The organism is Gardnerella sp. DNF00476 (assembly GCF_049262735.1).
Classification (GTDB): domain Bacteria; phylum Actinomycetota; class Actinomycetes; order Actinomycetales; family Bifidobacteriaceae; genus Bifidobacterium; species Bifidobacterium vaginale.
In genome coordinates this window covers 1,655,755-1,680,539 of the sequence record NZ_CP058401.1, presented here as the reverse complement: position 1 = coordinate 1,680,539, position 24,785 = coordinate 1,655,755, and the positions used below count along the sequence as shown (strand labels likewise).

The window sequence follows — 24,785 nt, the reverse complement described above, 5'->3', positions numbered from 1 at the left end:
TGTTTGCTATTTGTTGTAGTTAAGAAGCTTTGAAACAGGCTTATAAACAAGCATAGTTATTACGCAATGAATCGCAAGCTTAATAGCATTAAACGGTAGCAGAGCTGGAACTATAAGAGCAGCAACTTGCTCAACGCTAATATGAGCATAAAGCGGCGTAATAATAAGATTTCCGACTATTGCAAGAGCAATCGCAACTACAGAGCCAACTATAAGCGAAATAATAGCGCCTTCTTTGGTTCTAATTTTTTTGTAGACGATTGCAGCGCTAACAGACGCACCCATTGAAACCAATATTGCCATTATTGCGCCAAACGGGTTAGTAAAGAAGTGTGGAGCAAATCCTAGCACGCTTACGATTGCAGCGGCGAATGGTCCGTATGCAAATCCTGCAATTAAACACACAATTCCCGAAGGATCATATTTAAGGTAGTTTAGGTCTGGAATAAGTGGAAATTCTATAAAGCTTACAGCAATAGAGAGCGCAACGAATAGCGCGTATTTAGCAATTTTTTCGCTTGACCAATAGTTTGTGCCAGAGTAAGTTGCGTGATTATTTGCTGTGTTATTGCTAGTTTTATGATTATTTTCGCGTGAAATGCTCATTAGAGCCTCCGTTTCTTTCATCCGGACTTTAACCGTTGGCTTCGGATTTTAACCGAATCAGCAGCGCAATGCCGCTCGCGGGCTTCGAGAAAATTCACTAATCCAAGAATTACCTCGTTACCGCCAGTAAGGATTTTCACCTTCCCTGAAACTACACTTTATTTTTATCTTATGCTAAGAACATTTATCCGAAAATGAAGTTTGTACTAAAAAATTTGAATTTTATTAATAATATTGATGGCAATGCTAAGTGTAATATTAAAAATATGAGCGAAGTTATAAATGATAATACTATTGATAAGCTTGCTGTTGTTGTAGTTACTTATAAGCGTCAGGAGTTGCTTGAAAATCTGTTTAAATCTTTTGAGCGATTAAATCAATGCCCATGGAGGATTGTTGTTGTAGACAATGAGAAGAGTGAAAAAACTCGTGATATGGTGCAAGATTTAGATGATGTTCTTACACGTCGCTGGGGTTCTGCTAGCGTGGATGATTCTGGCGATTCAAGCCGCGTTGTTTACGCGCCTCAAAGCAGCAATCTTGGGGGAGCTGGCGGTTTTAGTGCTGGTGTTAAAAAAGCGTATGAACTTGGCGCGCAGTGGTTCTGGGTTATGGACGATGATGTTGAAACTGTTCCAGAATCTATTGAACGTCTTTCAAAGTGGACTAAAAGCCACGATGTGATTCAAGGCAGCCGTTTAGACTACGACGGTGGCGATTTTTATTGGCAATATAAATTTATTGTTTCTCTTGGAATCCCTAACCCAATTGCTCCAGCAGCATTTGGACCATCTGGGTATCGCGTTATGAACACTATGTGCTTTGAAGGCGGATTATTTAAGCGCAATATTGTAGAGAAAATCGGTTTGCCAGATCCGCATTATTTTATTTATTGGGATGACACAACTTACGGATACCTTGCTAGCAAAGTTACGAATCCGATTGTTGTAAAAGATGTTATTCTTCGTAGAACTCGTAATATTCCTAATTGGGATATTGCTGGCGTTCGTCAACTAAATTCTACTTCTGACATGAATCGTTACCATATTATGCGAAATCGTGGTTTTATGGCGCGATACTTTATGATTCATGGCGATTATCGACCATTTATGTTTGCTCTTGGAACAGCATTAACTGCTGCAAAAGAGTTTATTAGGCTTGTTGCTGTAGATCGTGAGCATATTTTAAGTGGTGTTAAAAAGCTTTTTACTGGTTGGATTGCAAGCAGAAAAATTTTGCATGATCCTAATTGGAAGCCAATGCCTCCGTTGAAATAGTGTACAAAAATTAAGTCTTAAAACATCTTAAAACATAAACTAAAAGCCACCTAGCATTTGCTAAGTGGCTTTTAGTTTTTTTTTATTTTATCTCTTTTTCAGTGGGAGAGGTCGATTACCATTCGACCGCGAATCTTACCGCTGAGCATCTCGTCGAAGATGTCGTTAATGTCTTCCATCTTGCGCATATGGCACTGTGGAAGAACCTTGCCTTCAGCACCAAACTGGAACGCTTCTTCCAAATCCTTACGAGTTCCAACAAGAGAACCAACCAAGCGGATTCCGTCAAGAACAAGGCGAGGAATGCTAAGTTCCATTTCTTCTGGTGGAAGACCAACAGCTGCAACAGTGCCGCCTGCTCGCACAGAGTCAACTGCGCTGTTAAAAGCAGCCTTGCTTACAGCGGTTACGACAGCGCCATGAGCGCCGCCTACCTTCTTCATAGCAAATTCAGGAACATTTTCCTTAAGTGGGTTCACGCACAAATCTGCGCCATATTCCTTAGCAAATTCAAGCTGAGCATCGTTAACATCTACTGCGATTACGTGCGCACCAAATACGTTCTTTGCATATTGCAACGCAAGATTACCAAGACCGCCAAGACCGAATAAAATAAGCCATTCGCCTGGATGTACGCCAGATTCCTTAATAGCCTTGTAGGTTGTAACGCCAGCGCAAGTGATGGAGCTTGCAGGAGCTGGATCCAAGCCTTCTGGGACCTTTACTGCGTAGTCTGCTGCGACGATGCACTCTTGAGACATGCCACCATCGGCAGTGTATCCTGCGTTCAAAACGCTACGGCAAAGTGTTTCTCTGCCTGTGGTGCAATATTCGCAATGTCCGCAACCCTTGAAGAACCATGCTACAGATGCACGGTCGCCTGGCTTTAATGTTGTAACACCAGGGCCAACTTCCTTAACAATACCAATACCTTCGTGTCCAAGAACAACGCCTGTTTTATCGCCAAAATCTTGGTTCTTAACGTGAAGATCGGTGTGGCATACGCCGCAGCACTCCATATCGAGTAAGGCCTCACCAAATTCCAATGGGCGGAGTTCCTTCTCTACAACCTGAGCCTTCTTATCTTTGGTTGCAACAATAGCCTTCATAGAAACCTCCTTGTTCTATGCTTCATTTTTGAAAAACATTACCTTTTCAGTTTTCTTTTACCTGTTTGGCAAAAGCTATCTTTTATTCTACATTATTTTTACGATTTTTCATGATAAAAATCACATTTTAAGAAAAATTTTATAAAAATTTCTGGCTTAATGATAATAATTATCGTAATCAATATTTTTCTTTTATTCAACACTCCGTAAAATTGCATGTATATTGCAGAAAAATCACTATAAATTTTTATTTTTACTCATAACTTGCATTTAAAAAGAAATCAGGCTATTATGACATTTTGTTTGCGGACATAGCTTAGTTGGTAAAGCGCAACCTTGCCAAGGTTGAGACCGCGGGTTCGAGTCCCGTTGTCCGCTCCATTTTTTTTTCTTCTGCTTTTGTCATATTTTTTTAGTTTGTTTTAGTCATCTTTGTTTTATGAAAATATAAATTTATTAAATAGTTATTGACATACAATATCTAGCGCTATAGATGTTGTCTATACATATAGTCTTTTTGATATAAATAATCTATCATGACTTTAATGCTGAATTCTGATTCTAAATAATTAGATTTAGCAAATAGGTCAAAATATTGCTAATTGCAAAAAATGAAAATTTTTTAAATAAACAATTAGAGATTGGAGTTGTTATGAGCCTTATTGGTACGCATATTCTTCCGTTTAAAGTAAACGGATATAAAAATGGTGAATTTGTAGAAGTAAGCGATAATGATGTTCTTGGAAAGTGGGCTATATTCTTCTTCTATCCAGCAGACTTTTCGTTTGTGTGCCCAACAGAGCTTGAAGATCTTGCAAATCACTACGAAGATCTTCAAAAATTAGGCGTAGAAGTTTATTCTGTTTCAACAGACACTCATTTTGTTCACAAAGCTTGGCACGATGACTCTAAAGCTATTGCAAAAGTAAAATACACAATGCTTGGAGATCCAAACGGCGCGCTCTCTAAAAACTTTAATGCTTTGAATGAGGAATCTGGTTTAGCTCATCGCGCAACATTCTTGGTTGATCCTCAAGGAAATATTCAATTCTACGAGATGACAGCAGATGGAATCGGCAGAAATGCAGATGAGATGCTTCGCAAAGTTAAAGCTGCTCAATTTATTGCAGCCCATCCAGGAGAAGTATGTCCAGCAAAGTGGGAGCAGGGAGAAGAAACACTTGCTCCATCTATTGACTTGGTTGGGAAGATCTGATTTTTTAAAAGTCTGATTTTCTAATAATTAATTTACTGCTAAAGATCTGCTACTTAAGAATAGAAAGTGAAAATAATGTCTTTATTGGATTCAAACTTAACTACTCAACTTGCTGGATTACTAACAAAAATGGTTAATCCTATTAATCTTGTTGCATATGTTGATAGTAGTAAAAATTCTCAAAAAGTTATTGAGCTTTTAAATGAAGTAGCAGATCAAAGCAGCAAAATCACTGTTATAGAAGGTGATAAAAGTCGCGTAAATCGCAAACCAAGTTTCGCAGTACTTAATCCACAAACTAATGTGTCTGTAAGCTTTGCTGGTTTACCTCTTGGACACGAGTTTAGCTCTTTAGTTTTAGCGATTTTGCAAGTAAGCGGTTACGCTCCCAAAATAAGCGATGGTCAGCGCAAAGCAATTTTGAGCATTGGAAGTCATGAAGTTACAACATACATGTCTGTTACTTGCATTAATTGCCCAGAGGTTGTTCAATCGCTTAATACAATTTCGATTATTAATCCTAAAGTAAAACATATTGCTGTAGAAGGGAGCGCTTTTAAAGACGAGGTAGATTCTCTTGGCGTAATGAGTGTTCCTGCAGTTTTTGAAAACGGAAAAATGATTTCTTCTGGAAGATCATCTATAGACGAATTAGTTGCGATTCTTTTAAGTCAAGAGGAAAATAGCGATTCAAGCAATTCTAAGGTTTCTGGCGATTCTTCACTAGCGCAAAAAATGAACGCCAAAAATCCGTACGACGTTATTCTTGTAGGTGGAGGTCCTGCTGCAAGCGCCGCAGCGATTTACACAGCTAGAAAAGGCCTTAAAACAGCAATGATTATGGACCACAGAGGCGGTCAAGTTGTTGAAACAGAAAGCATTGAAAATCATATTTCGCAAACGCACACAACAGGCGCAAAGCTTGCTAACGATTTAACAAACCACATTGCTCAATATGACATTGACGTATTTACTCCCGATTGGGCTACATCTTTAGATATTGCTGAAGAATCTTACGGATTGCACACAATTAGTACTAAATCTGGCGGAAGCTTAAAAGCTAAAGCAGTGATTATTGCAACAGGCGCTACATGGAGAACACTTGGCATTCCTGGGGAAGACGAATATAGAAACAAGGGAGTGTCGTTCTGCCCGCATTGCGATGGTCCATTATTTAAAAATAAGAATGTTGTAGTTGTTGGCGGAGGAAATTCTGGAGTCGAAGCTGCAATAGACTTAGCAGGTGTTGCAAATCACGTTACTCTAATCGAGTATATGAACACGCTTAAAGCAGATCAAATATTAGTTAATGCTCTAAATAATCTTTCTAATACTACTGTAATAACAGGTGCTGCTCTTAGTTCTATAGAAGGAGACGGAACAAAGGTTATTGCAGTACGTTATAAAGATCGCAATGCTAATAATGGTGAAAATAGTGAGAAAATTTTGCACACAGACGGCGTGTTTGTTCAAATTGGTTTAATGCCAAATACTAAATGGATTTCAAACAAACTAAGCTTAAATAATCGTTCGGAAATAGTAACAGATAGAAAAGGGTGCACGAGTGTTCATGGCATTTTTGCTGCTGGCGATTGCACAGATGAGCCTTATAAGCAAATTGTTACAGCATATGGATCTGGAGCAAACGCGGCTCTTAGTGCATTCGACTATCTAATTAGAAATGTGTAAAACTAGATTAACTTTTAACGCATAAGCTTTTGATACTTAAAATTTATATATATTATATTCTTACTACTTTTAATAAGAAAGATGATTACGTGAACATTAAATCACTTGAATACTTAATTGCTTTTGCAAAAGAGGAAAGTTTTACAAAAGCAGCTGAACGTATGCACGTTTCTCAACCAACGTTGTCTACGCAAATTAAAAAGTTAGAAGATTTGCTTGGAGTTTGTCTTATTGAAAGAACTCCTGGAAAGCAAATTCTAACTCCAGCAGGCAGAGAAGTCGTGTATTATGCAAAGCGTATTCATGCCGACGTTTCAAGTATTTATCAAGCAGCAAGGCGATTAGAAGACCCATGGTCATCTACTATAGTTTTAGGCGTTTTTCCAACATTATGCCCTTATCTTTTGCCAAGAATAATGCCAGTTTTGCGTAAAGTTAAGCCGAATTTTAATATTCGATTTGTTGAAGAAAAGTCTGCTAGCCTTGTAGAAATGTTGCATAGTGGTCAGATTGATGGCGCAATATTAAGCGAGCAATTAAATGAATCTTCTTTGAAAGTAAAACATATTTTTGACGAGGACTTTTTATTGGCTGCTTCTACAAATTCGCAGTTTGGTCATGAAAAAACTCCGATTGATGTTTCGCAATTGTCTAGCCAAAAAGTGCTACTTTTAGAAGATGGTCATTGCATGCGTAGAAGCATGATAGATGTATGTCAAAAAGTTGGTGCAAAACAGTCTGAATTTTATGCTACGTCTTTGGAAACCTTACGATACATGGTTGTTGGAAGTAAAGATGTGACTTTGCTTCCGCGTCTTTCTATTCTTCCTCCAATTGTTCAGCCATCAGGATTAACAATTCGCGAGTTTAAAGATCCAAAACCATATCGTTCGCTGTATTTAAACTGGAGAGCAGCTTCTCCAGTGGATCAAATTATGGACGGTTTAGCTAAGATTATTTCTGGTGCATGCGTGAATTTGCATAAGTGAAGTTAATAAAATTTATATTTTTAAACTTTAAAAGCAATTAAAGCATTCACATGTTAGATTAAAACAAGATTGAAATGAAATATAATTTGATTTTGTTCTAAAAGAGTTAAAACATATTCTACTTCTAATTGTGTTTTTCGAACCGATAATCAGCTATACTTAAAATGTTTGAGTAAGAATAAATGCAACACGTATGGAAATCACTTAAATATTTAGTTTTACGGGTTTTACGAAAATAGTAGTTGGCTTTAAAACGAAAGAACGAGGAATATGCAAGACGAAGTGCAATCTAGCAAGAAAATAGATTCTGCCGAAAGTAGTGAAAAAAATCGCTCAGATATTGCAGATGATAGTATGCAGATTGTGCAGGAAACCATTAAAACATTGTGGGAAAATAGAGAATCTATTCCAGTCAGGATATTTTCTAAAAAGCATATTTTTAAAGATTTTCCAATGATGCCAAAAAACGTAAAGTTAGGTTGGATTAAACTTTCTGGGAAAAAACATGGTATAGCTATTGGATTATTCAACGATGATTGCAAACGTTTTCGTCAGCTTGCTGTTGCAGATTTTGAAGGTCGTGTTTATACAGGACATGACATTTCTATTGAAGATACGATGGAAAGAATACCAGAGTTATCTTTTGTAGAACAAAATTCTATGACTCTTAAAGATTCGTTACGTTTCTATGGTGTTGATGATAGGAAAATTACTCATGCGAGTCATGCGCGTAAAAAAGTAAATTCAATCAATAAAAATAATCGTGAATCTGATTTAGTTGTTATAAGAGGAGATGTAGTTGTTCAGCTATCACAAGATGAAGGCATGCAATGGGTATCATCTTGGATTCGTAAAGTTAATGACAAAAAAGAAGCATATACTCTTGAAGAAACTAGAGTTTTGCTTCCTGACAGACTCCGTTGCAATCTTTCATACTGCGATGCTATTTCAACATCTTTCTTTGCATCGTTCTTTATTCCAGATATAACTAGAGCGTTTAGCGGTTTCGGATCTGGCAATATTTTTAGGCGTCTTACAAAGGAAGCCCCTCTTGGAGCTATTAGAAGAAGCATTATGGATTCAAAAGTGGCGGAAAAAGCAGGTTTGCGTGTTTCGTCAATGGAAAAATATTTTGCTTATCTTATGTTAGATTCTGGCGCTTTAGAACATAGTGGTCCACTTGAAGCTGTTCATGGAGCAGAACGCTTACATTTGCAAAAGTCGCAAGTTTCAGACGCTAATTTCCTAGTATGGGATGATTCTTTAGAAGCAAAAGCTGCGTTGAAAGTATTGCGAATAGAAGGTGCTATTAACCGTTTCCAGTCCATTAGTAGTTGTTTAGAAGAAAATTGCGCTAATGGCGGTAATTTAACGGAAAATTCTGTAAACTTTGGTCAAATATCTGAAATAGATTTATCGTTTATAGAAGATCCAGCGTTTTGTGCTAACGGCGAATTGGATATGAATAGTTTTGGTAATCCTTTACAAGACGACAATATTCGCCCATTAATGCACTTGTGGAATACTGCAAAAAAATCTAACGACCTTTATATTTACAAGTCAGATGGATCTTCTAATTGCGAATGGTCTTATAGGCAAAGATTATCTGGATTAATTAGAAGTCTTTATTTACCATTTAGGTTTGATACTGATTTTCGCTCTAATCTAGAAGACGGTAATGTTGCATTAGCATTTATGGCAACTGGCAGTTCGATGATGCCTACTAGAAGATTTGATTCTGCTAACCAAAAATGGATTACTTTAACTAATGCAGATAAGTCTCGTATGACAACTGATTACAATCTTCGACTTGGAATAATCATGGCAACCCTTGCATTTGGAGCAAGTGAAGAAGTACAGAATGTATCTATAAGATTAGATTCAATAGGCTTAGAAGAAATGGTTGCTGCTCAAGATGATGCTATGAGTAAAATCCTAAATCAAACAATTAATGCTTTGAATAATATGAATCGTGAGGCAGCTCGTTCTAAAGGCGATCCTAAAGATGGAGATATTCATGGAGATGTTAATAACGGACTAGCGAATGTGCAAGATTTACAAAACTTTACTAATCATACTATTCTTCACGAAGATGAAGTGACTGTGCCTGATAGTAGTAATAAAGCCACCGGTAGCAAATCGATAAATTCTAGTGATAGCTACAGTGATACTGAGATTAGTGATAGCAATACGAACGATATTGGATCAGATCCTATTGAACCTGATCCTATGGATGCTTTTAGCAAATACCCAACTGTAAAGTCTTTATTGACAGTCACATTCAATCGCGAATCTTTTATAAAACATATTCGTGCAAATGGGTTGAATAATCCTCTTGGCGCATACAAAAAATTTAACGCAAATATGAAAATAGATGAAGAAGGCGTATTAAACCCGATTGAACCAAGCTTTGATCTGAGAGATAGTTGTTTTTCTCCTCATGGAGCACAGGAAGAACCTGAGTTTTCAGATGTAATTTTTGACATCAAATCTCAAAAAGCATTAGGTACTACCAACTCTAAAGGTCTTTCAATTCAAAGAGAAGATTTATTACAACAGGCTGTTGCGGATTTTCATCACATATCGTCAGAAGTAATGATATCTAATGCAGAAAAAGCTCGTATGGCAATGGATATTGTGGAAAGTATTGACGATCCAGAATTAAATGAGAAAGCAAATCTTATAACAAGCGCTTTAATAGACGAAAAAGAAATACCCGAAATATCTTTTAAAGTTTCAAAAGATATTTATAATATGAGACTTCATGCTCATGAGCAATTTATGAGTGGAGACTTGGAAAATGCCATCGAAGAATACGAAAATGCAGTAAAACATTTCGATTCCATGTTTTCCTTCAACGATGTTGTACCAAGATACTTTAATTCCTACGCAGAGCGAGTTGTCTACAATCGAATATTTGCAACCCAAAATGAACGTATGATACTTATACCAGATGGTCTTTTTTACGCGCATATGGAGTTAGCAGACTTACTAACTCAACTCAACAGGCATGAGGATGCACTAAAACACTTAAACACAATGGTTTCATACGCTCCAACATATGTTATTTCTCATCTCAAGTTAGCTTCACAGCTTACAGAGAAAGAAGATTGGACTTCTGTAGAAGCAGTGTGTCTAAACGCATTACCAGTATGCTTTGATAGAGAAGACGCCGCTTTTATATATTACAGACTTGCTTACGCAGAGTGGATGCAAGATAATTTCCCTCTTGCTGTAGCAGCATATAAAATGGCAGACAATTTATCTTCTGGAAAAATTGAGTCTATTGAAATAGAGCTTGATGAATTACTGAGCCGTATGCAGTCACAGTGCATTCCAGCTCCTAATGATATGTCTCAAGTAGAAGAAGTTTTAAAAATAAACAATGTTCCAAAATGGCCAGATGTTGAAGCTTATGAGATTATAGATGAAGCCGCAAAAATAACAGTAAACGAGGGAATGTTTGTTATTGCACGAACGCTTTCCGTTGCAAGAGCAAGAATGCTGTTCAGCAACAATTCATCAGATAACGTTGTTCAAATGCAGTTTTTGCGCTCGCTTAACTCATAAACAACTCTTATTAAATAGTAATTATAATCAGTTATTGACTCCTGTCTGGTAGATAGGATAATGAAAAGGTTTTGAAGGGAAAGCTTATGATTGCGTCTAATAGCGATAAGTCGTCACACGCAGTTGGAGAACAATTATCTCTTTTCGACGATTTTGATGATTCGCTAAATACTGATAAATCAAGTGTTAACAACGATTCATTATCTTCAAGCATCAGCAAAGTCGATAATCAAAACCAAAATGTTCATGAGCCAGGCGAGAACAATACATCTAACACATCACACGAGTTTAGTTCAACTACAGATTTTAATGATTGGATTTCTAAATTAGAGCCAACAGATGTAGACGCTATTGCATTATCTAAGCTAGAACCTTCACTTTTAACAAGCGAGCAAGCTGCTAGATTATGGGCAAAATTAGCTGCTTGGGCTCAATCAGATCAGATAGCTTATTATGTTGATGATTCACCAAGTAGTTCTGACGCTGCTTATGACACAAGAATGCGAGTTTTAAGCTCACTAGAATCTACATTCCCAATATTAGATACGCCTCAATCACCAACACATAGAGTTGGTGGAACTTTTTCGAACGATTTTGCGTCAGTTAAACATCCATCAAGAATGATGAGTTTAGACGATGTATTCTCATTAGAAGAGCTAAAATCTTGGTACGATAGCATTATTCGCGATTTAAAATGGCCCCAAAATAAGCCATTGCCAATGACATGCGAAGTAAAAATTGATGGACTTGCGTTAAATCTCATATACAGAAATGGAACTTTGGAACAAGGGCTAACTCGAGGAGATGGCGTTACTGGAGAAGACATATCTCTGAATGTAAGAACAATCGAAGAAATACCGACTCAGCTTAAATGCGAAAATTCAGACGATATTCCAGAATTTGTGGAAATTCGTGGTGAAGTTTTTATGAAATGGGCGGATTTTAGAAAGCTGAATATTGAGCAAGAAGATTTAGGAAAGCCTGCTTTTGCTAATCCAAGAAACGCTGCTGCAGGGTCTTTAAGACAAAAGGATCCTAGAATCACTGCAACAAGACGATTAAGCTTTATAGCGCATGGATTAGGTGATTTAAAGTGGAAAGATTCAGTAAGAAATGATTCTGAGCATAAATCACATAAGCAAACATCGTTTAATCAGTCGGACGCATACGAGCTGTATAAAAAATGGGGGATACCCGTATCTCCTTATACTCGCAAAGTTACGTCTTTTGAACAAATAGAAGATATGATTGAATACTATGGAGAACACAGAAACTCTATTATTCATGCCTTAGATGGAATTGTAGTTAAAGTAGACGATCGTGCTTTGCAAAGAGAACTAGGGTCTACATCTAGAGCACCAAGATGGGCAATTGCGTACAAGTATCCTCCAGAAGAAGTAAATACTGTTCTTAAAGACATTGTTGTTCAAGTAGGAAGAACAGGTAGAGTCACTCCTGTTGCTGTTTTGGACCCAGTAACTGTTGCAGGATCTACAATATCGCGCACAACATTGCATAATCCTTACGAAGTTGAGCATAAAGGTGTGCTTATAGGCGATACTGTTGTTGTTCGTAAAGCTGGCGATGTTATACCAGAATTAGTTGGTCCAGTACTAAAGTATAGGGATGGAAATGAAAGCAAATTACGCAAATTTGTTATGCCAGAGTATTGCCCATCATGCGGATCTAAGCTTGCACCTGCTAAAGAGGGAGACAAGGATATTCGTTGTCCAAATGTAGAAAACTGCCCAGCACAATTAACAGAGAGAATAATTAATCTTGCATCGAGGCACGCATTCGACATTGAAAATCTTGGAGAATCTTCTGCACTAGCTTTAACAAATCCAGAAGATTCTAGACCTACAACTGCAGAGGTCTATCATCCTGATATTGACAAAATAGTAATTCAGCGCGGCTCTTCTTTGCAACCAACTATTCCAGAATCTGTGTTTGATCTTCCAAAATCTCAAGAACCTGTTATAAGAAGCGAAGCGGATATTTTTAACATTACTGCAGCCGATTTGCGAAATATTAAAGTTTGGAAAGAAATACCTCTTGTTGAAGAATGGAAAGAATTAGGAAAAGACGGAAAATTAAAGAAAAGAACTAAAAAAATAGGCGGATCTGGATTGTGGAGACAGGTTTCTGCATTCTGGACTAGACCTTTAGAAGCTACAAGAAGAAAATCCAATGATGATTCCAACAGTGATGAGCTTAAGGAATCTTTAAATCCAGATTACCCAATATTTGAAGTTCCTTCTGACGCTTATGTAATAAGGTTAGTTGAAAAGAAAATTCGTAAAAATAATGTTCTTCAAACAGTGAGTGTTCCTGAATACACTCGTCCAAGCGAAACAACAAGAGCAATGTTAGAAGAAATAGTTCAAAAGGGTAAGTCTGCAACACTTTGGCGTGTGCTAGTGGCTTTGTCTATTCGTAGACTTGGTCCGCCTACAGCAAGACTAATAGCGGCAAGATTTGGTTCAATTGAGAATATTTCTAAAGCATCTGTTGAAGATTTAACACAAATTGATGGAGTTGGTCCAGAAATTGCTCAAGCCGTATACGATTGGTTTGAAAAATCGAAGAATCCTCAAGATTGGCGTAGTGAAGTTTTACGTAAATGGAATGAAGCCGGAGTAGTTGGATCTTCTGACTCTTCTAATGCGGACAGTATCGAACAGACTCTTAGTGGCAAAACGGTTGTTGTTACAGGATCATTAGAAGGTTTTACCAGAGATTCAGCTAAAGAAGCTATTTCTTCTAGGGGAGGAAAAGCAGCTTCTTCTGTTAGCAAAAAGACGTATTGCGTTATTGTCGGAGAAAATGCTGGTTCTAAAGCCACTAAAGCAGAAGAACTTGGTATACCTATGCTAGATGAGAATCAATTTAAGATTTTGCTTAATACTGGCAGTATTGAATCTGCTCTAGATAGCAAATACGAACTTGATTTTAAGAACGAATCGTAAAAGTTAAAAATGAGCAGCACTATTGAACTCGAAACTCGCATTTACGATCTATTAGGAAGTGTTATTGATCCAGAATTAGGTCGTTCAGTTACTGAACTAAATATGGTAACTGGCATACACGTAAGTGGAAAACAAAATGTCACTAGTGTATGCGATTTTGATAATTCTTATCCAACTTATGATGTGACTATAAGCATAGAACTTACTGTTCCAGATTGTCCTCTAGCACAAGTAATTACACAGAGAATTCAATCAGCTGTAAAAAAATATCCTAATGCAAATCTTGTTCCTCACGTAAATATAAGCGCTATGAGTAAGGATAAGCTTGCAAAACTTGTTTCGGATTTGAAAGAGGAACGTAAAGAAAATCCTTTTAATAAAAATGGCGTTAAAACAAGAATTTTTGCTATAGCATCTGGAAAAGGGGGAGTTGGAAAGTCTTCCATAACTGCCAATTTAGCAGCCACTTTCGCGGCTCTTGGATACAAAACAGCAGCAATAGATGCAGACGTTTATGGATTTTCTCTACCGCGTATGTTTGGTGTTACAAGTCAGCCTACTAATTTGAATGGCATGCTTATGCCAGTGGAAGCTTGGGGAGTTAAACTGATTTCTATTGGAATGTTTGCTGGAACAGATCGTGCGATTTTGTGGCGTGGTCCTCGCTTGCAACGTTCTCTTGAACAGTTTCTTTGCGACGTTTGGTGGGCAGACCCAGATGTGCTTCTTTTAGATTTGGCGCCTGGAACTGGAGATATGGCTCTGGCTGTTGCTCAATCATTGCCTAATGTGGAGCTTGTGGTTGTTACAACTCCTCAGCCTAGTGCTTCAGATGTTGCCGTTAGAGCAGGTCTTATGGCGTTGCAAATTCCAGTTAATGTGCGTGGAGTTGTAGAAAATATGAGTTGGTTTGAAAATAATGGAGCGCGCTTGGAAATCTTTGGTTCAGGTGGCGGAAAACGCGTTAGTGACCAGCTTTGTAAAGCTCTTGGTAAGAATGTGCCTCTTTTAGCACAAATTCCATTAGATACGAGTATTAGAGAAATTGGAGAGTCTGGCAGACCTGCGGTTCTTAAAAAGGATGGAAGCCTAGCTAATTCACAATTAGCTAACACCTTTATTCAACTTGCTAAAGCTTTAATGGAAACTGTTAAATAAAACTATTAAATATGGGGTTACTTAATTTTTAAGTAACCCCATATTTAAATGATTAATGATTAATTACTTAATAGCATTCAACCATTGTTCTTTTGTAGCTTTTTCAGCCTGAAGCTTAGCCTTACGCTTTGCATCTTTTTCACTTGCAATTTTAGAATCAAGCTCCTCGAGCTGAGCCTTCAATTGCGTAGCAAAACTAGACTTACGAGCGTCTGCCTCTGGGTCAGCATCTTTCCAAGCAGCATCTTCAACAGCCTTAATCTTCTTATCCACATCATTTAAGCGGGATTCAATTCTGCGCATATCTTCGCGTGGAACAAAACCAATCTTGTCCCATTCTTCTTGAATCTCAGATAATGCTTTGCGAGCTGCTTTTGCTGCTTCTTCATCTTTAACAGGAAGAAGAGCTTCTGCCTTAACAAGCAAAGCTTCCTTCTTGGAAAGATTTTCTTTTTCACCAGCATTCATCTTTTCTCTATCTTCTTGACGAGCATGATAGAATGTGTCTGCAGCTTCACGGAACTTAGCCCATAACTCATCGTCGTGCTGACGACCAGCATTTCCAGCCTTCTTCCAGCGATCCATCAAAGCATTAAACTTCATAGAAGTCTCACGCCATTTAGTTGATTCCTTCAAGCTTTCAGCTTCAGCAATAATGGCTTCCTTAATTTCTTTAGCAGTATTTCTTTCAGTATCACGCTCCTTAACCCAAGCGTTGCGTGCTTGAGTGAAAGCAGAACGAGCTTTAGAAAATCGCTGCCACAAAGCGTCAGCATCCGCCTTATTGAGATGAATCGTAGTGCGCTGATGTTGCTGCCACTTGTCAAACAGGGAACGAAGCTTATCTGAAAGCGAGCGCCAATTTGTAGAATCACCTATTTGAGCAACTAACGTTTCTGCCTGTTCAACAATAGCAGTACGTTCTTTAAGAGCTTTATCTAATTCATCTTTGCGAGCTTTTGCAAGTTCTTCTTTTTTAGACGCAGCCTTAGCTTGCAATTCGGCGTGTCGAGCATTCAAAGCAGCGATATCTCCAACTACCGATGGTTCCTTAAGATCCGCCTCTAAAGTAGCTAAAGTCTCATCAATTTCCTTAGGTCTCACATTAGACGATTCAAGTCTTTTTTCGAAGAGATCAAGTTTAATCTTTAAGTCAAGATAACGATGTACGTAGAAAGTCAAAGCATCCTCTGGAGTACCAGTAGAATACTGACCTACTTCGCGTTCGTCAGCTCCTTCACGAACATAAACGTTTCCATTTTCATCAACTCGCCCAAAGGTTTTAGCGGTTTTAACATCTTCGTCGCTATACGAGATAGTTGGAACCGCAGCAACAACGCGAGCCTTGTTAGCAAAGTTTGCAGGCGACGGAGCATGCGGCTTTGGGGTAGTTTGTTTAGTAGTTTCTTCAGGTTTAGTCTGTTCGGTCACGGGTCGACTCCTTACAGCAAATGCACGGTAACAGTGTTACGAATAAGTATGACGGTAAGCCATGATTTTTCCGCAACATAACCTATTATAGTGGACATGGTACAAGGCTCATCAATATCTGGTTTTCCAGAGTGGCTTCCTAGTGAGCGCGCTGTTGAACAGCGTGTTATGGACACATTGCGGGAAGTATTTGAATTAAATGGTTTTATAGGCATTGAAACTCGTGCTGTTGAGCAGGGTTCAAGTCTGTTAAAAAAAGGCGAAACTAGCAAAGAAATATATCTTTTGTCTAGATTGCAAGAGGTGGGGCATGAAAGCGACACTCCTGTTGAAAATCGAATAGGTTTGCATTTTGATTTAACAGTTCCTCTTAGTCGTTATGTTGTTGAACACACTGGCGATTTAGCTTTTCCTTTTAAACGCTGGCAGATGCAAAAAGTTTGGCGCGGCGAACGTCCGCAAGAAGGACGCTTCCGTGAATTTGTTCAAGCAGATATTGATGTTGTGGGGAATGGTGATTTGCCGTCTCACTACGAAGTAGAGCTTCCTCTTGTTATGGTAGAAGCACTTGAACGTTTGCGCGAATTTGGATTACCTAAAGCCACTGTTCACGCCAATAATCGTAAGCTTTCTGAAGGTTTTTATCGAGGTATTGGTTTAAGCGATATTGAGGGAGTTCTTCGAGAAATCGACAAACTCGACAAAATTGGCGCTGAAGAAGTTGCTAAGCTTTTGGTAAAAGAGTGCGGAGCTACGGACTCCCAAGCTGCTGCATGCTTAGAATTGGCTGAACTTACTGCTGAAACAGGAGATGAGTTGAAGTCTCGTTTCGATGAATTATGCGATAAGCATGATATTTCTCGCAGTGAAGATAACGAATCGTACACTTTAGCTTCACAAGGTGTTGAAACTCTTGCAATGATTGTGGACGATGCAGCAAAAATTCGTCCAGGTGCTGTTGTGGCAGATTTGAAGATTGCGCGAGGATTGGATTATTACACTGGCTCTGTGTATGAAACATTCTTGGATGGTGCTGAATCCCTTGGATCAATCTGCTCTGGCGGACGCTACGATAATCTTGTTTCTCAAGGTAATAAAAAGTATCCAGGCGTAGGTCTTTCTATAGGACTTTCGCGTTTACTTTCTTATATGCTTCACACAGCTGGTGCCACTGTTTCCCGTGTTTCTCCTGCTGCAGTATTGGTGGCAGTTTGGGATGAGGAAGATAGGTCTGCTTGTAACGAGATTGCTCGAAAGCTTCGTGCTAGAGGAATTGCTGCCGATGTCTCTCCAAGTGCAGCAAAACTTGGTAAGCAGATAAAATATGCAGATAAGTTAGGTATTCCTTATGTGTGGTTCCCAGCTGATAGTGCAGATTCTGAATCTAACCATGATGAAGTGAAGAATATTATTACTGGGGAACAAGTTTCTGCAGACGCCACGTCTTGGCAACCAGATACTGTTTATGCCCGGCAGACTGTTTCTTGCGCTCAATAATTTGCTTTATATTTTAAGAATATATTTTGCAATATTTGAACGCGCGATTCATGCGGTAAACTATTAAAGTCAAAACAAAAATTAACAAAATTATTTAAACAAGGAAGTGGACTTATGAGCCAGACGGCGTATCGCACACACCATGCCGTTGAAGTGACTGAGACCTTGGTCGGACAGAACGTAACCATTGCTGGTTGGGTTGATCGTCGCCGTGATCACGGTGGCGTCGCTTTCGTAGATGTTCGTGACAACACAGGTTTAGTGCAGGTTGTTATTTACGATGAGGAAACTGCGCGACCATTGCGTAGTGAATTTGTTGTTCAGGTTACTGGCGAAGTTCGCCTGCGTCCAGATGGCAATGAAAATGACCATTTAGCAACAGGAAAAATCGAAATCGTTGCGAATAAAGTGACAATTCTCGCTAAGTCCGATGCGTTACCATTCCAGGTTTCTACAGCATTGGAAAACGAGTCTGAAAACAAGCTTCCTAGCGAAGATGTTCGTTTGAAGTATCGTTATCTTGATTTGCGCCGCCCATCAATGCAGCGTAATCTAAAGCTTCGCTCTGATATGGCTAAGGCAGCTCGTCACGCTTTGGAAGATATGGACTTTACAGAAGTAGAAACACCAACGTTTATTAAGTCCACTCCAGAAGGCGCTCGCGACTTTGTTGTTCCAGCACGTTTGGTTCCAGGCTCTTGGTACGCTCTTCCACAGTCTCCTCAGCTTTTAAAGCAGTTGCTTATGGTTTCTGGTGTTGAGCGCTACTATCAGCTTGCTCGCTGCTATCGTGATGAAGATTTCCGTGCTGATCGTCAGCCTGAGTTCACTCAGCTTGATATGGAAATGAGCTTTGCAAGCCAAGAAGATGTTATGGCTATGGCAGAGCGCGTTATTGCTGCTATTTGGAAGGAAGCTGGTCACGAGATTACTCTTCCTTTGCCTCGAATCACTTGGCAGGAAGCTATGGATAAGTACGGTTCCGACAAGCCTGATTTGCGTTTTGGAAACCCACTGATTGAGTTGACTGACTTCTTTAAGAACACTCCATTCCGCGTGTTCCAAGCTCCTTATGTTGGCGCTGTGCTCTTTAAGGGCGGTGCAGATACACCTCGTCGTCAGTTTGACGCATGGCAGGATTGGGCTAAGCAGCGTGGAGCTAAGGGCTTGGCTTATGTAGTCTTTGGTGAAGATGGTGAGCTCAAAGGCCCTGTTGCTAAGAATCTTAGCGAAGAAGAGCGTGCAGGACTTAAGGAAGCTGTTGGTGCGCAAGATGGCGATGCTGTATTCTTTGCAGCAGGAAGCCGTGAATCTTCTCAGCTTTTGCTTGGTGCAGTTCGTGTAGAGCTTGCAAGCCGCGCAGGATTACTTCACCCAGATGAGTTTGCTTTCACTTGGGTTGTTGACTTCCCATTGTTTAAGCGCACAGATGATCCAGACGATGATGATGTTGCTGTTGGACACTCAAAGTGGACTTCTATGCATCATCCGTTTACAATGCCATCTGCTGATTGGATTGATAAGTTCGATAAAGATCCAGAGCATGCAATGAGTGATTCTTACGATATCGTGTGCAACGGTAACGAGATGGGCGGCGGATCCGTTCGTATTCACCGCGACGATATTCAAGATCGCGTGCTTGATGTTCTTGGAATCGACAAAGCGGAAGCAGAAGAAAAGTTCGGCTTCTTGCTTGAAGCCTTTAAGTACGGTGCTCCACCTCACGCTGGTATTGCTTTGGGCTGGGATCGTACTGCTGCAATTCTTGCAGGCGCAAGCTCGATTCGCGACGTAATCGCCTTCCCTAAGGCTGGCGGCGGACGCGACCCTCTAACTGGCGCTCCTGCTCCAATTTCTGACGAACAGCGCGCTGAAACTGGCGTCGATTACGATCCAGAAGAAGACGAGTAATCGTAAATATAATAGAATGCAATAATTTACAATTTAAATATTGCTAATAAATGCCGTTAAGTTGTGTGATTGTATTAGGAAATCCGAACTTAACGGCATTTTTAAACTAAAATTAACATTTTGGTATCATTTTTATTGTTTTCCGTAACTTTATAAGCGTTTAAAAGTAACTATTACGATAAACGCATGTAACAAAAGAACATTAGAATCCTTTTTATGGATACTAAATTAAACAACACAAAAAAAGTAGCACAGCCGTTGGTGGAACTTAGCCATGTTGAAAAACACTACGGTAAGCTTCACGTTTTAAAAGATATTAACTTGACTGTTAATAAAGGCGAAGTGCTTGTTATTATTGGACCTTCTGGTTCTGGCAAGTCAACAATGTGCAGGACGATTAATCGTCTTGAAACTATTGACTCTGGAGACATTCGCATTGATGGTAAGCCTCTTCCTCAAGAGGGAAAAGAACTTGCCGCATTGCGTGCAGAAGTAGGAATGGTGTTCCAGTCTTTTAATCTTTTTGCAAACAAGACGATTCTAGAAAACGTTACGCTTGCTCCTATTAAGGTTCGTCATATGGAGCAGCAAGAAGCAGAAAGTTTGGCAATGGATCTTCTTGCTAGAGTTGGTGTTGATAATCAAGCTAACAAAATGCCTTCTCAGCTTTCTGGAGGTCAGCAGCAGCGAGTGGCAATTGCTCGCGCGCTTGCAATGCATCCAAAGGTTATGCTTTTTGATGAGCCTACATCTGCGCTTGATCCAGAAATGGTTAACGAAGTTCTTGATGTTATGGTTGAGCTTGCAAAAGAAGGAATGACCATGATTTGCGTTACTCACGAGATGGGTTTTGCACGTAAAGCTGCAGACAAAATCGTGTTTATGGCAGATGGCAGAATTCTTGAGCAAAATACACCAGAAGAGTTCTTTGAAAATCCAAAGACAGACAGAGCAAAAGACTTCCTTTCAAAGATTTTGACTCATTAATTTGACTCGTTTTTAAATCATTAATAGCGATTTTTTAAATCTTTAAGAGGTAGTTATGAAATATTTACACAATATTGCGCTTAAGTGTAAGCGTTACAAACTGGGATTAAGACATACATATCGCGCAATTTTATCTATGATTTGCGCATTGTGCTGCGTTCTACCACTTAGCGCTTGCAGTAAAAATAGTCGCAACGATGTAATACGCATTGGCATTAAGTTTGATCAGCCTGGTCTTGGCTTTAAAAAGTCTGGAACTTACGTTGGTTTTGATGTAGACGTTGCAAAGTACGTTGCCAAAAAGTTGGGTTACTCCGAAGATAGGATTGTTTGGAAGGAATCGCCTTCAAAACAGCGTGAAGCAATGCTTCAAAATGGCGATGTAGATATGATTGTTGCAACATATTCTATAACAGATGCTAGAAAAAACACTGTTTCTTTTGCTGGACCATACTTTATTGCAGGTCAAGATTTATTAGTTCGCAAAGACGAGCATAAAGTAAGCGGTCCAGACGATTTAGACGGAAAGCGTTTATGCTCAGTAACTGGTTCTACGTCTGCAATAGTTATTAAAGAGAAGTACTCTTCAAAAGTTCAACTTATGCAACAGCCTGGCTATGCAGAATGTGCAACAGCATTATTCTCTGGAATCGTAGACGCTGTTACAACAGACGATATTATTCTCGCTGGTCTTGCTACAGCATCTAGAGGCAGACTAAAGCTTGTTAGTAAGCCATTTACTGAAGAGCACTACGGCATTGGCATTAAAAAAGGAAACACTAAGCTAGCTAAGCGCATTAATAATGCTCTTAAAGACATGATTAAAAATGGTTCATGGAAAAGAGCTTTAGACGATAACATGCGCGGAACTGGTTTTAAGCCAAACGCAAAGTATAATCCGCCAGTACCAAATGAGGGGGAGGAGTAAAATGCAAGACTTTGTGCAATTATTTACTTCATACAATATTCCAGGAGCATTCTTGGTGAATATTGAAATCACATTGTGGAGCGTGCTTTTTTCAACGATTCTTGGTGTGATTCTAGTTATGATGAGGATTTGCCCAATTCATTCGCTTCGAATTATTGCAAGCGCATACGTTGAGTTCTTTAAGAATATGCCTCTAACAATAATCATGGTATTTATGGTTCTTGGCGTGTATGCTCAGCTAAAGCTCGGTTTTTCAACTGTTTTTAGCGTAAACTTCTTCTGGCTTGCTATAGCTGGCTTGAGTTTTTACACTTCAGCATTTGTTTGCGAATCTTTAAGATCTGGCTTAAACACTGTACCTTTGGGTCAAGCAGAAGCATGTAGGGCGCTTGGGCTTAACTTCTTCCAATCAGCTTTTAATGTGATTTTGCCTCAAACATTTTGCGGATCTGTAGCACCTCTTGGAAACACTTTTATTGCGTTGCTTAAAAATTCCACTGTTGCTGCAGCTGCATCTGTTGCGACTGAAACATCTACTCTTATGAGTGAGATGATTGAAAGGCATGCAGATTTGATTGTTCCAATCTTTTTGATTTTTGCGTGCGGATACATTGTGTTGATTATTCCAATCGGTATTTTCACAACTTATTTGTCTAATAAGCTTGCGGTTAGAAGGTGATGAAAATGGCAAAAAAACAAGAAAAATCTCTGTTATTTGATGCGCCTGGGCCTAAGGCTTTAAAAAAGATTCGCATTGCAAATATTGTTGCGTGCGTTGTGTTTGCGCTTATTGTTATTGCTTTGCTTTTAAGACTTAGCAATCCTCCCGAAGGCGAAAATCAGCTTTCGTGGGATTTGTGGAATCCAGCTGTGGAATCGGAAGCGTGGACTGATTTTTATCTTCCAGGATTGTGGATGACTCTTAAAGCTTCACTTCTTGCTGTTGTAGGCTCAATAGTTTTTGGACTCTTGTTTGGTCTTTTAAGACTATTGCCTAGCTTGATTCTTCGTAGCATTTCTGCCGTTGTAGTTGAGTTTTGCCGCGCTGTGCCAGTGCTTTTGCTTATGATCTTCCTTTGGCGAGGATTTGCGTTTGCTGGAATAAGTGGCGCGTCTTACTGGGCCGTTGTGTTGTCTTTGATCTTGTACAACGGTTCCGTTGTTGCAGAGCTAGTTCGATCTGGCGTTGGAAATCTTCCTAACGGTCAGCGTGAAGCGTCTTTGGCACTTGGACTATCTCAATATCAGTCTTTAACACAAATCGAAATGCCACAAGCTATCATCGCAATGCTCCCAGCAGCAGTAACTCAGCTTGTTGTTGTGTTAAAAGACACTGCATTAGGTTCCATCATTATGTACACTGATTTGCTCCAAGAATCTAGACGACTTGGATCAATGTACTTTAACATTTTGCAAACTTTGACTGTTGCTGCAGTTGTGTACTTCTTGATTTGCTGGGCGCTTTCTTGGTTTGCTGAATGGCTCCCATCAAAGCTCAGTAGCAGAACTGCAGCTCCGACTGAACCAGAACCTGTTGCGCCAATCGCAATTATGGATCCTTCTAACGTGAATCAGATTGCTGTTGCTAAGGAAGTTAAAGAGCTTCCGTACGGTGGAACTCCTAGAAAGTACCACGTGCATCACCGCGGTACAAACGCTTCTATTCACCATTGGCGTCGTACTCGTTACTTGCAAGGCTACGATGAGCATCATCTAGAAACTGGTGACGAGAATTTAGATGATAGTCAAAATACTAACCAAGATAAAAATAATAAAAAGCATGATTAATTCTAATTTTTAGATTAATTATGAATAATAGCGCAATGGGTTTGATTCCGCCTGTTGTGCTATTTTTTGATTTTTAGTAATAAAATCCATTCACCTTGTTTGCAACATATAGATTGAATAGATAAACTATTAAACATAATGCATACAAGGAGGCTGTCTTAAATGGGCGACACTTTTGAATTGTCCGCTGCAAAGATGCGCGAACAAGGTATGAGTGAGATTGCGATTAATCAATTTGCGCATCTTTATGACTCGTGGATTAATGATAAGTCTGGTGAATTTATTCGCGAAAACACTGTAGAGCCTATTAAGAGTGTTCCAAATTTTCACGAAATTTATGAGACTATTGATCATGATAAAGCTGTAAACGCTTTTGCAAAAACAGCGTTTATTAAGCTTAATGGTGGTTTGGGAACGTCTATGGGATTGTCGTGCGCAAAATCTTTGTTGCCTGTCCGTAGGCACAAAGCTCGACAAATGCGATTTATAGATATAATAATCGGTCAGGTTCTTACAGCACGCCAACGCTTAGGTGTTGATTTACCTCTTATTTTTATGAACTCTTTCCGCACATCTAAAGATACATTACAAGTGCTGAAGCGTAATCGTAAATTTTCTCAAGAAAACATTCCTGTTGAAATTATTCAGCATCAAGAACCGAAATTGCTAGAGGAAACCTGTGAGCCAGTTTCTTATCCAGAAGATCCTGAGTTAGAGTGGTGTCCTCCAGGTCATGGAGATATTTTCTCTACAATTTGGGAATCAGGATTGTTAAACGTTTTGAAGAAAAATGGTATTGAATATTTATTTATTTCAAATTCAGATAATTTAGGCGCTAGACCTTCTCGTACTCTTGCTCAGCACTTTGAAAACACGGGTGCTTCAATAATGATTGAGGTTGCTAAGCGTACTCAAGCCGATCGTAAAGGTGGTCATATTGTTAGAGATCTCGAAACTGGAAGAATGATGCTTCGAGAAATGACTCAAGTTCATCCAGAAGATCGAAGAAGTGCTCAAAGTATTAAGAAACATCCCTATTTTAATACAAATAATATTTGGGTTCGCGTTGACGCATTACAAAAAAAGTTGGAAGAATACAATGGAGTTCTTCCTCTTCCTGTGATTTGCAATAGAAAAACTATTGATCCTACAAATGAAAAAAGCGAGAAAGTTATTCAGCTGGAAACTGCGATGGGTGCTGCAATTTCGCTTTTTAATGATGCTATTTGTGTAGAAGTAGATAGAATGAGATTCTTGCCTGTCAAGACAACTAATGATTTGTTTATAATGCGTTCAGACAGATTCCATCTTACTGATTCTTATGAGATGGAGGATGGCAACTACATATTCCCAGATATTGATCTCGATCCTCGTTATTATCGAAATATCAATGATTTCAACGAAAGATTCCCTTATTCGGTGCCTGCTTTAGCTGCTGCAAAGTCAGTTACTATTCGTGGTGATTGGACATTTGGTAATCAGGTTTCTATGTTCTCCGATGCTGTTTTAGAAGATACTGGAGAGCCAAGCTACGTTCCAAATGGGGAATTTGTTGGGCCTCAGGGTATTGAACCAGATGAATGGGTGTAAATAGCGTGTGAAATTTGAGAATTAAAAAATATTTATGGCGTGTCGCGCGTGAAATGGCTTGTTTTCAAGG

The 24,785-nt window shown here is 39.1% G+C and carries 17 protein-coding genes, 1 tRNA gene and 1 riboswitch; of the genes, 15 read left to right on the top strand and 3 right to left on the bottom strand.

Annotated features, from left to right (window positions below):
* Positions 1–6: 6 nt before the first annotated feature.
* A complete protein-coding gene (locus tag HXT25_RS06770) occupies positions 7–606 on the bottom strand; it encodes an ECF transporter S component (RefSeq protein ID WP_116437822.1) in 600 nt (199 codons plus the stop codon).
* A 5-nt stretch (positions 607–611) separates the two neighbouring features.
* A riboswitch (FMN riboswitch) is annotated at positions 612–763 on the bottom strand.
* Between the two features lie 109 nt (positions 764–872).
* On the opposite strand from HXT25_RS06770, the gene HXT25_RS06765 reads away from it, so the two are divergent.
* Positions 873–1,883 (top strand): glycosyltransferase, encoded by a 1,011-nt coding sequence (locus HXT25_RS06765; protein WP_032836398.1) that lies wholly within the window; start codon positions 873–875, stop codon positions 1,881–1,883.
* A 98-nt stretch (positions 1,884–1,981) separates the two neighbouring features.
* Here HXT25_RS06765 and adhP read toward each other — a convergent pair whose 3' ends face one another.
* Positions 1,982–2,992, bottom strand: a complete 1,011-nt coding sequence (gene adhP, locus HXT25_RS06760; RefSeq protein WP_004111567.1) for an alcohol dehydrogenase AdhP — start codon at positions 2,990–2,992, stop codon at positions 1,982–1,984.
* Positions 2,993–3,297: 305 nt separating this feature from the next.
* Between adhP and HXT25_RS06755 the strand changes: the two genes are divergently transcribed.
* The 7 genes from HXT25_RS06755 to HXT25_RS06725 all read left to right on the top strand — a co-directional run bounded on the left by HXT25_RS06755 (position 3,298) and on the right by HXT25_RS06725 (position 14,583).
* Positions 3,298–3,373: transfer RNA gene (locus HXT25_RS06755), tRNA-Gly, on the top strand.
* A 271-nt stretch (positions 3,374–3,644) separates the two neighbouring features.
* Positions 3,645–4,208, top strand: a complete 564-nt coding sequence (gene ahpC / locus HXT25_RS06750; protein ID WP_004115062.1) for an alkyl hydroperoxide reductase subunit C — start codon at positions 3,645–3,647, stop codon at positions 4,206–4,208.
* Positions 4,209–4,283: 75 nt separating this feature from the next.
* On the top strand, positions 4,284–5,897 hold the full coding sequence (ahpF, locus tag HXT25_RS06745; protein ID WP_004117820.1) for an alkyl hydroperoxide reductase subunit F: 1,614 nt from the start codon (positions 4,284–4,286) through the stop codon (positions 5,895–5,897).
* Positions 5,898–5,986: 89 nt separating this feature from the next.
* A complete protein-coding gene (locus HXT25_RS06740; protein ID WP_004115065.1) occupies positions 5,987–6,886 on the top strand; it encodes a LysR substrate-binding domain-containing protein in 900 nt (299 codons plus the stop codon).
* Positions 6,887–7,156: 270 nt separating this feature from the next.
* Entirely contained in the window at positions 7,157–10,456 is a 3,300-nt protein-coding gene (locus HXT25_RS06735) for a tetratricopeptide repeat protein (protein ID WP_422118823.1), read from the top strand.
* Positions 10,457–10,542: 86 nt separating this feature from the next.
* Entirely contained in the window at positions 10,543–13,425 is a 2,883-nt protein-coding gene (gene ligA, locus HXT25_RS06730; RefSeq protein ID WP_101891973.1) for an NAD-dependent DNA ligase LigA, read from the top strand.
* Positions 13,426–13,434: 9 nt separating this feature from the next.
* Complete coding sequence (locus HXT25_RS06725; protein ID WP_004117833.1) at positions 13,435–14,583, top strand: Mrp/NBP35 family ATP-binding protein; 1,149 nt, start codon at positions 13,435–13,437, stop codon at positions 14,581–14,583.
* A gap of 63 nt (positions 14,584–14,646) precedes the next feature.
* On the opposite strand, the gene HXT25_RS06720 is transcribed toward HXT25_RS06725, so the two are convergent.
* Positions 14,647–16,014 carry a DUF349 domain-containing protein gene (locus HXT25_RS06720; protein ID WP_004111602.1) on the bottom strand — a complete coding sequence of 456 codons (1,368 nt, stop codon included), beginning with the start codon at positions 16,012–16,014 and terminating at the stop codon, positions 14,647–14,649.
* A 96-nt stretch (positions 16,015–16,110) separates the two neighbouring features.
* Here HXT25_RS06720 and hisS point away from each other — a divergent pair, with 96 nt between their 5' ends.
* From hisS to HXT25_RS06685, 7 genes are all read left to right on the top strand, one after another.
* Positions 16,111–17,511, top strand: coding sequence for a histidine--tRNA ligase (hisS, locus tag HXT25_RS06715; RefSeq protein WP_004117838.1), 1,401 nt, complete (start codon positions 16,111–16,113; stop codon positions 17,509–17,511).
* Between the two features lie 114 nt (positions 17,512–17,625).
* Positions 17,626–19,422 (top strand): aspartate--tRNA ligase, encoded by a 1,797-nt coding sequence (gene aspS / locus HXT25_RS06710; protein WP_004115077.1) that lies wholly within the window; start codon positions 17,626–17,628, stop codon positions 19,420–19,422.
* Positions 19,423–19,638: 216 nt separating this feature from the next.
* Positions 19,639–20,409 (top strand): amino acid ABC transporter ATP-binding protein, encoded by a 771-nt coding sequence (locus tag HXT25_RS06705; RefSeq protein ID WP_004137994.1) that lies wholly within the window; start codon positions 19,639–19,641, stop codon positions 20,407–20,409.
* Positions 20,410–20,464: 55 nt separating this feature from the next.
* Complete coding sequence (locus HXT25_RS06700; RefSeq protein WP_014554578.1) at positions 20,465–21,337, top strand: glutamate ABC transporter substrate-binding protein; 873 nt, start codon at positions 20,465–20,467, stop codon at positions 21,335–21,337.
* A 1-nt stretch (position 21,338) separates the two neighbouring features.
* Positions 21,339–22,016 carry an ABC transporter permease subunit gene (locus HXT25_RS06695; RefSeq protein WP_004117849.1) on the top strand — a complete coding sequence of 226 codons (678 nt, stop codon included), beginning with the start codon at positions 21,339–21,341 and terminating at the stop codon, positions 22,014–22,016.
* 5 nt (positions 22,017–22,021) lie between these two features.
* Positions 22,022–23,125, top strand: a complete 1,104-nt coding sequence (locus HXT25_RS06690; protein WP_174143101.1) for an amino acid ABC transporter permease — start codon at positions 22,022–22,024, stop codon at positions 23,123–23,125.
* 162 nt (positions 23,126–23,287) lie between these two features.
* Entirely contained in the window at positions 23,288–24,715 is a 1,428-nt protein-coding gene (locus tag HXT25_RS06685) for a UTP--glucose-1-phosphate uridylyltransferase (RefSeq protein ID WP_004115085.1), read from the top strand.
* Positions 24,716–24,785: the final 70 nt, after the last annotated feature.